Raw genomic sequence first — 14,144 nt, 5'->3', positions numbered from 1 at the left:
AAACACTTGAGCCTGTTAATGACTCAACCAAGCGATCGCGCCTCGAATCCAATCTTCCGCATTCGTGCTTTTCGCCAACAGAGAATCCTGTTTGACGACAGCGATCGCCTGCAATACTTCACTATTGCTATATCCCAAGGCAAGTAGCGTCATCTCCACATCTTCTAAAATGGCGGCGGAAGGGCCAGTCGCGGTGCTAGTGACCCCTGCCGAGTGTCGCCATTCTGCCAGTTTAGTTTTGAGTTCCAGCGCCAGACGTTCGGCGGTTTTGCTACCAATGCCAGGAGTTTTCGCTAAGGTGCGAGTGTTGCCAGTAACGATTGCCTGGACTAAATCTGATAGCCCTAAGGTGTCTAGAAGGGCGATTGCGCCTCTGGCACCAATGCCGCTGACACTAACGAGGGCACGAAATAAATCCCGCTCAGCGGCGGAGCCAAAGCCATACAGGAGGACTTGATCTTCTCGAACTTGTTGGTGTGTAAAAACTTGCACCATTTCTCCCGCCGCCGGTAGCTCAGTCTCCAGCCGTGGCGGGATATGCAGTTCGTAACCAATCTGATTGACTTCCAGAATCAGGATGACGCGATTGGCGGTGCTTTTCTGGATGCCAGCTACCGTCCCTTTGAGATAGCTGATCATGCAAAAATGTTGAGGATGGAGGACAAGTTCATTCTAAAAAGCCGAAATGCTTCAAACCTTCTAGGATACCTCCAGCGCAATCAGCTTTTGCCAAATAGCGATTAATAGAAGGATTGGCGTAATGCCACTTTAGCAGTTCTGGCTGGGCATTCCCGACAATAATTCCTCGCTCCTCGCCGGACTGAAAGAATGCCACATCGTTGCCAGAGTCACCGCAAACAACGGTTTGTTCTGGAGGCATCTGAAATTGCTGTCGCAGAAATGCAGTTGCAGTTCCTTTATTGCCGCCGCGAGGTAGGATGTCCAAGTCTTTGCCACTGCTATATACCAACTTGACATCTAGCTGGCGTTCTTCCAACAAATCTTCTAGCTGAGGGAGAACTTCGACTGCGGCTTCCCCGGAGAGGAAGTAGCTAACTTTAAAAGGGCGTTGTTCTGAGGGCGGTTGGGGAACGAGGTCAGAAAAATGAGCGGTTGTAGCGACGATCAACTCGCGATCCCACTTGTGAGAAAGTTGTTCTACCCAAGCCGGATCTGGAGTCTGGCTGCCATCTCGGTAAATTTCCGTCCCAACAGACACCACTAGGACATCTGGCTCTAATAGATGTTGTTCGGTCTTCAGTTCTTGGTAGAGGATGGGGGAACGACCTGTCACATAAACAATCTTTGTCCCGTATTGTTCCCGATGCTGGCTCAGGTGGCGATTGAGTTCTTCTAGAGCCTCGTCATCGCCTACTAAGGTATTGTCTAAATCGGTCAAGAAGAGAAATGGCTTCACGTTGCTCATTGCTGGGGATTTGGCTACTGGATTATTTTCCTATATGGAAGTTCATTCGTCGTAAAGGAGAGCGATCGCTCTCCTTTACCACTTAACGGCATTTGAAAATAAAAAAACCTGGGAGCGTTTTGATAACTCCCAGGCGGATTACTTGAGGTGACATGATGCCGAAAATGCGAGGGAATTAATTCTAGATCAGACCCCAGAAGTGCAGGAAGCCTTGACCTGAGAAGATTTCAATCAGCGCCGCAGCTAAAAAGCCAATCATCGCTAGACGCCCGTTCCAAATTTCAGCTTGAGGAGTGAAGCCGTATCTCCAAGCGTTACGATCGTCCATGACGGGAGGGGTTACTTTCTGTGTCTCTTGCATGGTGGGAACTCCGGGTTTATCGCTACGTTTGTTAAGCAATGTTTAGCTTATGTAACTAAATGTAACGATAAGAAGCTGGGGTGTTCTCTATCTGAGGTTAGAGCTATGAGCGATCGCACCTAAAGCTTGAACCTAAAGCTTGAGAAGAATAGGGCGATGGTGTCCTGAACCTTTGGTATCTTTAGCACTTGAGAGAAACCGATTTTGCTCAATGTAAGCAATTCCCCTATTTAAGTGGATACGTGACCAGTCCGTTCGCTAGCAGAATTGCTTTGATAGCACACCACTAATTTCCATCTCTCCCGCATGACTTTCCGCAAACCCACGCTTTCCTGGTTGCCTCAGCTCAATTCTCAAGTTTGGATTCTGGCCGCTGGTCGATTTTTATCCGGGATTGGTACTGGCTTTACTTTGTTTTACGCCCCGATCTTTTTTGTGAATCAAGTGGGACTATCCGCCACTCAAGTTGGGATTGGCTTAGGCAGCGCCTCTATTTCTGGGGTAATTGGGCGCATTTTGGGCGGTTCGTTTGCAGATTCAAAGTTTTGGGGACGCAGGCGCACGCTGTTGCTCTCAGCCGCGGTTTCGGCAGTTGCTTCCCTGGTATTGGCAATGAGCAACAATTTTCACATTTTTGTGGTTGGTAACTTGCTCATGGGCATGGGCATCGGTTTATACTGGCCTGCCACAGAAGCAGTGGTAGCAGATTTGACGCAGGGAGAGCAGCGAAATGAAGCCTATGCGATAACGCGACTGGCAGACAATTTGGGGATGGGCATCGGAATTGTATTGGGAGGCGTATTAATTGGGGCGACGGGGGCTTATCGAGAGCTGTTTGTGTTGGATGCGATTTCGTTTGTGGTGTTCTTTGGGGTTGTGTATGTAGCGATCGCAGAAACGTACAAACCAGGAGAACGCGAACAACAAGCCTTCAGCAGTTGGGCAACGGCATTGCGCGATCGCAGTTTGTTGATTTTCTGCTTAGTGAACATTATCTTCACCACCTATATCTCGCAAACCCAAAGTACAATGCCGCTGTACTTTAGCAATTTCTTGCGTGTAGAAGCATCAGGAAAAGGATTCTCACCGACAACAATTAGCGCCTTATTTACCTGGCACCTTGTCTTAGCCATTCTCTTGCAGATGCCAGTTGTGAAAATATTTAAACGCTTGAGCCATCCCTATGCTTTGTGCATTTCCGCCTTATTTTGGGGGTTAGGATTTAGCTTGATTTGGTTTACAGGAGTCGCGGCATCAAGTCAGCTAGTATGGGCAATTTTAGCAATGGGAGTCTTTGCGATCGCCCTCGTCTCCTACACTCCCTCAGCATCTTCTCTGATTACAGTCTTAGCCCCCGAATCTCAGCGTGGCGTCTATTTTTCAATCAATTCTCTTTGCTGGGCAATCGGCTATTTCATTGGCCCTACGGTGGGTGGCTGGGCATTAGATCAACCGCCCGTCGTGGCGCATGGTTTGTGGCTGGGTTTCGCGTTAAGCGTAGCCATCACCATAGGGATTCTGCAATATCTCAACCAGATTTTAAACGCAAAGAACGCAGAGGGGAACGCAAAGTAACACCAAGACTCTGCGTACCGAGAGCGTTTAAAATGCTTTATCGCCGTCTTTCTTGCAACTTGCGATAAACGTCTCTGACATCGACGTGATGGTGAGCTAAAGCAACCAGGGTGTGATAAAACAAGTCAGCAACCTCACCCGCGATCGCGTCCTTGTCGTCATCCTTACAAGCCATCACTACTTCAGCAGATTCTTCGCCAACTTTTTTCAAAATCTTGTTATCCCCACCGGCAAATAGCTTGCTGGTGTAAGAAATTTCGCTGGGGTTGTCACGGCGATCGCAAATTGTCGCAAACAAATCCGACAAAGTATCTGCTGGAGGTGGCACTTTTTCCCCATCGACTTGATGAAAACAGCTGCGTTCTCCGGTGTGACAGGCAATCTCTCCCACCTGTTCCACCGTAACCAGCAGCGCATCGCTATCGCAGTCATAGCGAAGACTTCGCACATTTTGTAAATGCCCCGAAGTCGCACCTTTATGCCATAACTCTCCACGAGAACGGCTCCAATACCAAGCTTGTCCCGTTTCCAGAGTTTTTTGTAGCGACTCCCGATTCATCCAAGCCATCATCAAGACTGTGCCATCCAGATAATCTTGCGCGATCGCTGGCACCAGTCCCTGCTCGTTGTAGCGGATTCGATCGATGGGGATGGATTGGCTTAAAGCAGAGGGTTCAGCAGCTGGCATTTTCGGTACAAATGACTCACTTGTACAAGATATCACTCCTCTACCGCCAACGGCTTAGCACCCCTTCAGATGCCTTAGATATTCTTCCGGGTTGTTCGCTAAAGTGAATTAAGAGGTCGCAAGAAGCGGTTCCAGGCATTTGCCAAAGATACTATTCAGGCTGGCTGATTGACTTCTGACGGCGCGGAGGGCAACCTCGTGAGCCTTAGATTCCTCTGGGTACCATTGAACCGCAGAGTTGAATGCTGCCCGGTATAATTCCTGTGCTGCCTCCGAGAGGCGATCGCGAACACTCACAGGTAAATCCTGATTCGTCTGGTAGGGCATGATTGGCATTGCCCTCAGTAAGATAATTGAACAGCGTAATCTCTGCGATCGCAGCTTTCGCCTATCTTGAGGCAGAGATTTTATCATCAAAACGAGGAGATAACATTGATTACTTCTACAAATTTGAAAACCACCAAGTCAGAAGAAATATTTGCCGCTGCTCAAAATTTGATGCCAGGAGGCGTCAGTTCCCCAGTCCGGGCGTTTAAATCGGTGGGAGGACAACCCATCGTCTTTGACCACGTCAAAGGTGCCTATATCTGGGATGTCGATGGCAACCAATATATCGACTATGTTGGCACCTGGGGACCCGCGATTTGCGGTCATGCCCATCCAGAAGTGATTAGTGCCCTGCACGAAGCCCTGGAAAAAGGCACCAGCTTTGGTGCCCCCTCCGTGCTAGAAAATGTGCTGGCAGAGATGGTGATTGACGCTGTACCCAGCATTGAAATGGTGCGCTTCGTTAACTCTGGAACCGAGGCGTGCATGGCAGTTCTGCGCCTGATGCGAGCTTTCACTGGACGCGACAAGTTAATTAAATTTGAAGGCTGCTATCACGGTCACGCCGATATGTTCCTGGTGAAAGCCGGTTCCGGCGTTGCTACCCTCGGCTTGCCGGATTCTCCAGGCGTTCCCAAGACGACAACCAGCAACACGCTCACTGCTCCCTACAATGACCTGGAAGCCGTCAAAGCTTTATTTGACGCAAATCCCGACCAAATTGCTGGGGTGATTTTAGAGCCAGTGGTGGGCAATGCTGGCTTTATTACGCCTGACGCGGGTTTCCTGGAAGGCTTGCGAATGATTACGCAAGAAAATGGCGCGTTACTCGTATTTGACGAAGTAATGACTGGCTTCCGGATTGCCTACGGTGGGGCACAGGAGAGATTTGGCATTACGCCTGACTTGACAACGCTGGGCAAAGTCATTGGTGGTGGCTTGCCGGTGGGTGCTTACGGTGGACGTCGCGATATTATGTCGATGATTGCTCCCGCGGGGCCAGTGTATCAAGCCGGGACGCTTTCGGGGAATCCTCTAGCGATGACTGCCGGAATCAAAACGCTGGAATTGCTGCAAAAACCAGGCAGCTACGAACAGTTAGACAAGATGACCAAAAAGCTCAGTGATGGGTTGCTGCAAATTGCCAAGGAAACAGGTCATGCGGCTTGTGGCGGTAGCATCAGCGCGATGTTTGGCTTGTTCTTCACTCAAGGGCCAGTCCATAACTACGAAGATGCTAAAAAGTCTGACTCGAACAAGTTTAGCCGCTTCCATCGCGGAATGTTAGAGCGGGGCGTATATCTGGCACCTTCTCAGTTTGAGGCTGGATTTACTTCTCTGGCGCACACAGATGAAGATATTGACCGCACTTTGGCAGCAGCGAGAGAAGTAATGTCTGGGCTGTAAGTTAGTCTCGCTCGCTTTTATCCCGCCAGGAACTTAAGTTCCTGGCTAATCACTCCAGTCCGTTAAAACGGACTGGAAAAACTGAATTTGAGTCGGATTAATCGGAATTAGGCTATTAGTCAGCAAGGAAATTTTCTGGCGGGTTGGATTAGGGTGGAGTTATCTATAGCAGTCCTATTTGATTCAAGAGATTTTTTTAACAAACCGCAGAGGACGCCTTAGCGGAGCCATGCGCGTTAGCGCTATAGGAAGCAGAGGAAAGAGAAGAAGAGAGAAGATGCATTCGCAAATCACATAGGATTGCTATTGGTTAGCGAGAACGAGAAATTACTGATTACCAAGTTCTAGTTGATCTAAATTTAGATAAAATACGAGATTTCCGTCAGGTGCGTGGATAATTTTTTCAATAGCGGCGGGTAAAGCTTCGTGTTGATAGAAAGCTGGAATTTTATCAAATTTGTCTTCTAATACTTCTAAGATTTTAGGCATTTCAGAGACGGGAATCCCTAATTTTTCTTTTTGGTTGAGGGTGCAAACAATTAGATAGTGGTAGTCTGTTTCATGGGATTTTAGAAATAGCGCTGATAAATCAATGAGAGCGATCGCTTCCTGTTCATACTCCATTAACCGGCGACCATTGGTTAGGGCAGTGTGGGGTGTAAATGCTTTGAGAACGCGCTGAACTCGGTCAATCGCGATCGCGTACTGTTCGCTTCCCATCTGAAACGAAACCAGTTTTCGCTTGGCAATCCGAGTTGAGATGAGAGGTTTAGCCCGAAATCGGCGATTCATAATTTCTTTAATGTTTAATTAATTTAGCGATCGCTTCTAATAACTGAACCTCGTTGTAAGGTTTAGTAAAGTATTGAATCGCTCCTAACTCTAATGCCATCTGGCGATGTTTGAACCCACTCCGGGAAGTCAACATAGCAACGGGAATCGAGGAAAATTGCGGCTGAGATTTCAGATTTCGCAGCAGTTCAAATCCGTCCATCCGGGGCATTTCAATATCGGCAATGATTAAATCGCAGTTTAACCCTTCCTCTAATTTAGATAAAGCGTCTTGACCATCTTTGGCTTGTGCGACTCGGTAACGGGCACGAATTAGTGTCAGCGACAGTAACTGCCGGATAGTGTAAGAATCATCAACGACCAAAATTTGCGGTTGAGAAATTCCTTTCGGGGCAAGGAGTGGCGTGCTATTTCGCATCCCCAATTCTGATTTATTATCCACTGAAATTGTGGTGCCGCTTTGAGTATAAAATTGCCCGATGAGATCGTCTACATCTAAAATTGTTACCACCTGACCATCTCCCATAATCGTGCAGCCAACAATCCCGCGAGGCTTTGAGAGAGGCAGGGGTAGGGCTTTTACCACCACTTCTTGTTGACCGATGAGACGTTCCACGACTACAGCGAGAACACCTTCACTGGCAGCTAAAACCATTACCGGGATATAGTCCTGGGCAATTGGGTCGGGCGAGGGGCCGTCGGGATGGGGAACACTATAGTGGAGTAATTCTTGCAAACGCACCAGGCGGATAAATTCTTCTCGCCACCACAACATGGTCTGCGTCCCAGCCATTTGAATCTGATGCGCTTGAATGTGGAGAATCTCCTCTACAGCGTCTAGAGGGATTGCCACAGTATTGCGATCTGCCTTGACCATTAAGGCGTCGCTGATCGATAACATGAGTGGTAGCTTCAGGATAAAGCTAGTGCCTTTGCCCGGTCGTGAATCAACTTTGACAGTCCCCCGTACCTGCCGCAGATTGGTGCGAACCACATCCAGACCGACGCCTCGACCAGAGAGTTCTGTGACCTCTCTAGTGGTGCTGAAACCAGGCCAGAAGAGGAATTCGTAGAGGTCGGCAATGGATAGTTCGTCAGCTTGTTCGGCTGCCACAAAGCCGCCTGCCACGACTTTTGCGCGGATGGCTTCTGGGTCAATTCCCCGTCCATCATCAGTAATGGTAATAATGGTTTGTCCGCCTTGGTGAAAGGCTTCAATTTCGATTTGACCGCTGGGGGGTTTGCCAAGGGCTAGGCGGGCTTGGGGCGCTTCGATGCCGTGATCGAAGGCATTTCGCACCAGATGCACTAGGGGGTCGCGCAAGGCGTCTAGCAGGCTTTCATCAATGGTGGTGTCTCGTCCGAGGAGGAGGAGATTGACTTCTTTATTGTGGAGGCGACACAGATCCCGCAAAGCGCGGGGTAGGTGATCGACTGCCCGACTGAAGGGGACGACCCGTAGTTGCATGACACGCGATCGCAACTGGTCGGTGATGCGGCGGAGTTGATCGGTGCTGCGTTCAAATTTCACCGCGATTTCGTCAATCTTCGTTCCCGATAGCGCGATCGCTTCGGTCGTTTCAATCACAGATTGAGCGGTGGAGTGAAATTCTGTATATTGATCTAATTCCAATAAGTCGAAAGTCGAAGGCAAAGATTTAGTAAAAGCATTTGTGGTTTTTACGCGATCGCTTTTACTATTTTCAGTGCTAAGGCGGTCATACTCTTCTCGGAGCTGAGTTCCAAATTGATTTAAAGCTACAATACTCTTCCGAATGCGCTTCGCTTCAGTGCGTAGTTGAGCTTCTTGTACTTCCAAATTTGTCCGGTTAATCACTAATTCGCCTACCAAATTCACCAATTCACTGAGGCGTTCTAGGTCTACGCGAATTGTCGGGCGTTGCCAACCTGTAGGGGGAGAAACAGGTGAGGATTGAGGACTAAGTGAGGGCTGAGGGCTGAGGGCTGAAGACTCAGTGAGGGCTGAAGACTCAGTGAGGGCTGAAGACTCAGTGAGGGCTGAGGATTGAGGGCTGAGGACTGAGTGAGGACTGAGGGCTGAGGCTGGTGTAGAGGAATCCTCAACTGCTAATTCTGGAGTGGAGAGTGCTACTGCTGGTTCCTCAGTCCTGAGTCCTTTCACCTCAGTCCTATTATTGAAGGGTGTAGAGGAATCCTCAACTGGGGCTTCTGGAGTGGAGAATACTGGTTCCTCAGTCGTGAGTCCTTTCACCTCAATCCCATTCAAGGGCTGTATAGTAATGGCTTCTCCCTGCAATAGCTGAGTGCGGGCAGATTGCAAGTTTTGAGCAATTTCCCATCCCTGTTTTTGAAGAAGTTCGACACTCAGATGGGGGGTATCAATCAAAGTTCTCAAATCCTCAGCAATTTGCCCAAATTCTGCCAGTTGCAGCATCCCGGCTACCCCTGAAAGTTGGTAATATATTTGGTTGAGAGTTGCAATTGTTTGATCTAGAGTTTCTAATTTAACTTGAGAAAGTTCCGCTTCCAAATGGTTAAAGACCGGAAGTAAATCTTGCTCAAAAATCTTTTTAATGGTTTGCAGGTTTGCCCGACTGTTAAGGCTAGAGCCATTACTGGGAGCAGCGGGCTGGGTATACTGAGCTTCTAATTGGGCGAGAATTTGGGCGATCGCTTCCACTTCAGCTACAGAGGTTGCCTGCATTGTTGCTCCATTATCTTTGCCTTCCGGCTGACAGACTTGGTTGGCAATGGTTCTCAGGAGATCGACCCCTTGCAGCAAAGCGGTAATCGTCGTTGGATTGATTTGGGATAAATCAGCGCGATCGCGCAGAATTGCAAAGCCATCTTCTAAGCAATGAGCCGCTGTCGATAAGGTTTCAAACCCAAACATCAAAGCCGAGCCTTTTATCGAGTGAGCAGCTCGAAATAGGTTTTGAACCGCTTGCGAGCGGGCTTCAACTTCACCACTGCTTTCTATTGCTAAGAGATTTGTCTCTAAGACTTGGAGAAAATCTTGAGTTTCGGTTATAAAAATACCGATTAGTTCATTAAAGTCATCTGAGTTCATATTTTTATTTTTGAAAACAACCAGTCTATAAAACCAACTCCCAGGATTTATTCAATATAAAGGCTGTATCTAATCAAAAAACTAGCTATTAACTTCAATCATTTTTTTGATTGAACTGACATTTTCCTCTTCCCCTTCGGCACGCCTAACCATTTTTCAGTGAGACGTGCAGAAATGAGATACTAAAGCCTTAAATACTCATTGCGAGCGGAAGTTTGTCACTGAACTTTGGAGCTTATTCACAACAACCGCTAACCCGCCAAGCGAATTCGTTACATCTTCCGCTTTTTGGGCAGTGTTTGTAGAAATTACATTCACCTGCTTCACACTTCCTGCAATTTCTTCTGCTGAAATTGTCTGCTTTTGAGCAGCACGAGTAATATTTTGCACCAAAGCATTAATTTCGCGGCTGACTTCAATAATCGCAATCAGATTCGTCTTGGCGTCTGCGGCAATGTGCGTTCCTTCAACAACTTGTTGAGTACCCGATTCCATTGCCCTCATCACCCGACTAATCTCATCTTGAATTGTTTTCACAATCTCTGATATTTCTTCGGTTGCTGAGGCAGAACGTTCTGCTAGCTTGCGAACTTCTTCCGCTACAACTGCGAATCCTTGCCCTTGTTCTCCAGCGCGTGCTGCTTCAATTGTGGCATTTAATGCCAGCAAGTTTGTTTGAGAAGCAATTTGAGAAATAGATGTTACAATTTTGCCAATTTGTTGCGACCCTTCGCCTAAACGTTTCATCATTTTTGAAGTTTCGGCAATGGTTTGGCGGAGTTCGTTAATTCCATCAACCGTGCGGTCTACCGCTTGTCCTCCCAGTTCCGCTGTGGTAGCGGCTTGCTGTGCCACTTGTTCGGCTCGTTTTGCAGCATCGGAGACATCTTTAATCGAGTTGAGCATCCGCTCAATTTGTTTTAAGGTGGACTCAATTTGCAAGGCTTGGGTACGAGCTTGCTGTGCGAGTTCGTTAGTATTACCAATCGATGCAGTTGTGGCTTGATTGGCTTGTGCCGCTGCATCTTGGATATTAACGACCACTTTCCGCAAAGAGGTGACAAGGTAATTGAAAGAGTCGGCTAATGCTCCTAAGATGTCGTTGGTAACTTGAGCTTTAACCGTTAAATCTCCCTTGGCTGCACCCTTAATTTCACCCAAAAGCTTGACGACTTGTTGAGTTAGAGAATCTGCCTCGATTTTTCGCTCTTCTGCTAATTTGATAAGTCGATCAGCCGCTTCTTTTTGCTGGGTAATGTCGAAGCGAATCCCGATATATTTGACAATGTTGCCGGTGGTGTCAAAAATGGGTGAAACTGTAGTGTCAACCCAATAGAAAGAACCATCTTTGCGCTTATTTTTGATTTCTCCTTTCCACACACCGCCCCGATAAACCGTAGCCCAGAAGTCTTGGAAAAAGGATTTGGGGTGGTAGCCAGAGTTAACGATGCGATGGTTTTGTCCGATTAGTTCTTCCTGGGTGTATCCAGAGATTTGGCAAAACCGCTCGTTAGCATAGATGATGGTTCCTTTTAAATCGGTTTCGCTGACAATCGCCGATTCATCAAGGGCATTTTGCCGGTTTTTCAGTTCTTGCAGCAGGCGTTCCTGCTCCTTCGCGAGTTGTTGTAGACGTTCTTGGGCTTGCTTGTCGCTGGTGATGTTGCGACAAACAATCGCCCCGCCTTTGAGGACGCCGTTGTCGTCTTTCAGGGGTCTACCGTTAATTTTTGCCCACAAACCTTCTGGTATACCAGCATGACGGGTAAACATCTCTACGTCGTCAACGGCTTCGCCTCGGATCGCTTTTGTCATCGGTAAATCTGCGGTTGGGTAAACGGTCACGGTATCGGGCAAAAACAAGCCATACTGCGTTGACCATCGATCGGGGGGGGCATCTGCTGAACCCAATCCGAACATTTTCTCCGCAGCGGGGTTGAACAGTAAAAACTTTCCGGTTTCATCGGCGACGATGACCGCCTCACCCATGCTGTTGAGGACTAATTGCAAGATACTGGTTTGCTGCCGAAGTTCAGCTGAGGAACGCGCCAAATCTGCTGCGGTTCGCTGTAATTCTGCTTCTGCTTGTTTGCGATCGCTAATGTCGGTGCAGACGCCAATCCACTCGCGGATGCTGCCATCTTCTGCCAAGACGGGAATCCCGCGAACCCAGAAGTATCCATAGCTGCCATCTGCGGCTCGAATACGATACTCAACCTGGTAGAGACTTTTCGTTTCAAGGGCTTTAGACCAAATCTGGGCAGTGCGATCGCGATCGTCTGGATGCACCGCGTCTAACCATCCCCAGCCTTTCACTTGTTCCTGGCTTTGACCTGTAAAAGCTCTCCAAGCGGGCATATCAACAACTTGTCCTTGGGTGTCTGTCGCCCAGACTATCTGGGAGGTGGCGAGAATCAATGAGCGATACCTTTCCTCACTCTGAAGGATGGCTTCCTCAGTAGCTTTGCGCTCAGTAATGTTATTGTTGATTTCTAGGATCGCTTTAGGCTGACCTGATTCCTCCCGTTGCAATGTCCAGCGACTCGCGACAACGATCTGTGTCCCATCGCGCTTAGTGTGGATGAGTTCTCCTTCCCAACGTCCATCACGCAGGCACGTGGCTTTGATTTCCTCGACGGGTTGGGGAAAGATGGTTTTTAAAAATGTGTGGATGTATTGTCCTACGGTTTCTTCCTTTGTCCAGCCGTACAGTCTTTCTGCACCTTGATTCCAATAGGAGATTCGATCGTCGAGATCCCGAAGCATAATGGTGTCATTGGCTAAATCCAGCATCTCCACCTGTTGCTGCAATGCTTCTTCTGTCTGCTTGCGATCGCTAATGTCTGTAGAAATCCCGCAGAGGGCGTAGGCCGCGCCAGTAGAATTCTTTAAGAGAAACTTCGTGGAAAGGTAGGCGTGGAGTCCATCGTCTTGACCCACAATCTCTTCCATTTCTAAAGAGATTCCGGTTTCAATTACCTTGCGATCGTTAGCACGGAAGGCATCAGCCATCTCTTTCGGGAAGAAATCATAGTCAGTCTTGCCGACAACCTGCTCTTTAGTTTTGTGGAACAGGATTTCATACTGGCGGTTGACCAGAATGTAACGACCTTCCAAATCTTTGAGATAGATGACAGCAGTGTAATTGTCGATGATTGCCTCTAGGCGTTCTTGACTTTCCCTAAGTTCGGCTTCCGCCTGCTTGCTGGAGGTGATGTCACGGGCAATGCAGTACATGACTTGATTATCAGTCGCCGCGTTCGCAGTCCATGCCAACCATCGGTAGGAGCCATCCTTACACCTATAGCGATTTTCAAAATACAGTACCTGCGAACCAATAGTCAGTTTTTCGGCTTCAGCTAAGCTCTTTTCTCGGTCATCTGGATGGATAAACTCAATAAACGGTTGAGCCAAAAGTTCTTCGACCGCGAAGCCCAGGATTTTTGTCCATGAAGGGTTGAGGCGCTTGAAAGTGCCATCAAATCCGATGAGACACAGCAGGTCAAGAGAGATAGTAAAGAAGCGATCGCGTTCTTGATTCGCTTCTGTTAATTCTGCCGTGCGCTCATCAATGCGTTGTTCGAGTTCTTGATTCAGGGTGCGAAGTTCTACTTCTGCCCGCTGGCGTTTGATATCAATGCCATTCAGGTTGCGAGAATTCCACCAAATCAGAACGGCAAACACAATCACATTCAACATACCCAGAATCGAGATGGCGATCTCAGTCTCCAAAGACTTCGCCCGATACCCGGCTAAGATTAACCAACCTAAAAGTGGCGGAATCCCAAGTACAGCCGGTGACATCTGCCGAGCCATCATCCCCCCCGCATTCGGGCTGGTAACAACTGCCATCACCCCTCGATCTGGACGAGCAAACAGAATGCCGGTGCTAAGAAGCGCAAATCCTACTGCTGCGTGCAATGCCATTTGGGTGTAGGAGCTAATCCCGTAAAGGGATTTCACACCATAAATGTAGCCCAGCACCCCCAGCAAGGCGACTGAGAATGCCGCTAAGCTAAGAATTTGAGCGGCTTGGTAGTGAATAGAAGAGCCGAGAAACAACAGGAGCGCCACACCCAGCATCAAAAAATTTAAGGCGGTATTGGGAGCCATTCGACCTGGAGAGGAGGTGCCAAAGGTGTCCGACGCCTTGAACAGAAGTTGGTCAATGCCAAAATCCCACCCCAACACATACTGCATCAGTGTGAGCAACCCGACGATCGCAACGATCCCGGCAAACCATTGTCCCCAGCGGCGCTTTGACTCGTCAGCGGGATAACGGTGCCACAGCCACAACGATGTACCGCTGAGGATAAAACACACTGCTGCGTTCGCTTTCATCGTCACCAGTCCCGGCAAGACAGTTTTCAGGATGGGAATGTTGAACATCCAACCCAGTAGCACTGCACAGCCGATTGCAATGACTCCTATAGTGGCTTTTTTAGAAAAGGATTGAAGTGTCCCGATGAGGTTGGAAGACTGAGGCACCTCTATCGGCTGATATGAAGTTTCCATT

Annotated in this window: 10 protein-coding genes; 2 read left to right on the top strand and 8 right to left on the bottom strand. The window is 48.4% G+C overall.

The genetic code is table 11. From position 1 onward, the window contains the following. Nucleotides 1-15: 15 nt before the first annotated feature. The 3 genes from ruvA to H6H02_RS12930 form a co-directional block, all read right to left on the bottom strand. Nucleotides 16-639 (bottom strand): Holliday junction branch migration protein RuvA, encoded by a 624-nt coding sequence (gene ruvA / locus H6H02_RS12940; protein WP_190818184.1) that lies wholly within the window; start codon nucleotides 637-639, stop codon nucleotides 16-18. Between the two features lie 28 nt (nucleotides 640-667). Beyond that, entirely contained in the window at nucleotides 668-1,417 is a 750-nt protein-coding gene (locus tag H6H02_RS12935) for a sucrose-phosphate phosphatase (protein WP_190818343.1), read from the bottom strand. A gap of 190 nt (nucleotides 1,418-1,607) precedes the next feature. Continuing rightward, nucleotides 1,608-1,787: a chlorophyll a/b-binding protein gene (locus tag H6H02_RS12930; protein WP_190818341.1), complete on the bottom strand. Its 180-nt coding sequence runs from the start codon at nucleotides 1,785-1,787 to the stop codon at nucleotides 1,608-1,610. Between the two features lie 306 nt (nucleotides 1,788-2,093). Here H6H02_RS12930 and H6H02_RS12925 point away from each other — a divergent pair, with 306 nt between their 5' ends. After that, on the top strand, nucleotides 2,094-3,362 hold the full coding sequence (locus H6H02_RS12925; protein ID WP_190818182.1) for an MFS transporter: 1,269 nt from the start codon (nucleotides 2,094-2,096) through the stop codon (nucleotides 3,360-3,362). Nucleotides 3,363-3,399: 37 nt separating this feature from the next. Here H6H02_RS12925 and hisIE read toward each other — a convergent pair whose 3' ends face one another. After that, a complete protein-coding gene (gene hisIE, locus H6H02_RS12920) occupies nucleotides 3,400-4,050 on the bottom strand; it encodes a bifunctional phosphoribosyl-AMP cyclohydrolase/phosphoribosyl-ATP diphosphatase HisIE (protein WP_190818180.1) in 651 nt (216 codons plus the stop codon). Between the two features lie 108 nt (nucleotides 4,051-4,158). Further along, nucleotides 4,159-4,377, bottom strand: coding sequence for a ChaB family protein (locus H6H02_RS12915; protein ID WP_190818339.1), 219 nt, complete (start codon nucleotides 4,375-4,377; stop codon nucleotides 4,159-4,161). Nucleotides 4,378-4,485: 108 nt separating this feature from the next. Between H6H02_RS12915 and hemL the strand changes: the two genes are divergently transcribed. Further along, the gene (gene hemL / locus H6H02_RS12910; RefSeq protein ID WP_190818337.1) at nucleotides 4,486-5,784 is read left to right on the top strand and encodes a glutamate-1-semialdehyde 2,1-aminomutase; all 1,299 of its coding nucleotides are present in this window, start codon (nucleotides 4,486-4,488) and stop codon (nucleotides 5,782-5,784) included. Between the two features lie 327 nt (nucleotides 5,785-6,111). Here hemL and H6H02_RS12905 read toward each other — a convergent pair whose 3' ends face one another. The 3 genes from H6H02_RS12905 to H6H02_RS12895 form a co-directional block, all read right to left on the bottom strand. Further along, the gene (locus H6H02_RS12905; protein ID WP_190818178.1) at nucleotides 6,112-6,576 is read right to left on the bottom strand and encodes a chemotaxis protein CheW; all 465 of its coding nucleotides are present in this window, start codon (nucleotides 6,574-6,576) and stop codon (nucleotides 6,112-6,114) included. Between the two features lie 7 nt (nucleotides 6,577-6,583). Next, entirely contained in the window at nucleotides 6,584-9,628 is a 3,045-nt protein-coding gene (locus H6H02_RS12900) for a hybrid sensor histidine kinase/response regulator (protein WP_190818176.1), read from the bottom strand. Nucleotides 9,629-9,826: 198 nt separating this feature from the next. After that, entirely contained in the window at nucleotides 9,827-14,143 is a 4,317-nt protein-coding gene (locus H6H02_RS12895) for a PAS domain S-box protein (protein WP_190818174.1), read from the bottom strand. Nucleotide 14,144: the final 1 nt, after the last annotated feature.

The organism is Coleofasciculus sp. FACHB-1120, from assembly GCF_014698845.1.
GTDB lineage: Bacteria > Cyanobacteriota > Cyanobacteriia > Cyanobacteriales > FACHB-T130 > FACHB-T130.
This window is presented reverse-complemented; position numbering and strand designations above follow the sequence as displayed.

What these genes read in the sequence shown, in the direction of transcription:
- ruvA (WP_190818184.1), bottom strand. Translation starts at nt 639, where the DNA reads ATGATCAGCTATCTCAAAGGGACGGTAGCTGGCATCCAGAAAAGCACC.
- H6H02_RS12915 (WP_190818339.1), bottom strand. Translation starts at nt 4,377, where the DNA reads ATGCCCTACCAGACGAATCAGGATTTACCTGTGAGTGTTCGCGATCGC.
- H6H02_RS12925 (WP_190818182.1), top strand. Translation starts at nt 2,094, where the DNA reads ATGACTTTCCGCAAACCCACGCTTTCCTGGTTGCCTCAGCTCAATTCT.
- hisIE (WP_190818180.1), bottom strand. Translation starts at nt 4,050, where the DNA reads ATGCCAGCTGCTGAACCCTCTGCTTTAAGCCAATCCATCCCCATCGAT.
- H6H02_RS12900 (WP_190818176.1), bottom strand. Translation starts at nt 9,628, where the DNA reads ATGAACTCAGATGACTTTAATGAACTAATCGGTATTTTTATAACCGAA.
- H6H02_RS12930 (WP_190818341.1), bottom strand. Translation starts at nt 1,787, where the DNA reads ATGCAAGAGACACAGAAAGTAACCCCTCCCGTCATGGACGATCGTAAC.
- H6H02_RS12895 (WP_190818174.1), bottom strand. Translation starts at nt 14,143, where the DNA reads ATGGAAACTTCATATCAGCCGATAGAGGTGCCTCAGTCTTCCAACCTC.
- H6H02_RS12905 (WP_190818178.1), bottom strand. Translation starts at nt 6,576, where the DNA reads ATGAATCGCCGATTTCGGGCTAAACCTCTCATCTCAACTCGGATTGCC.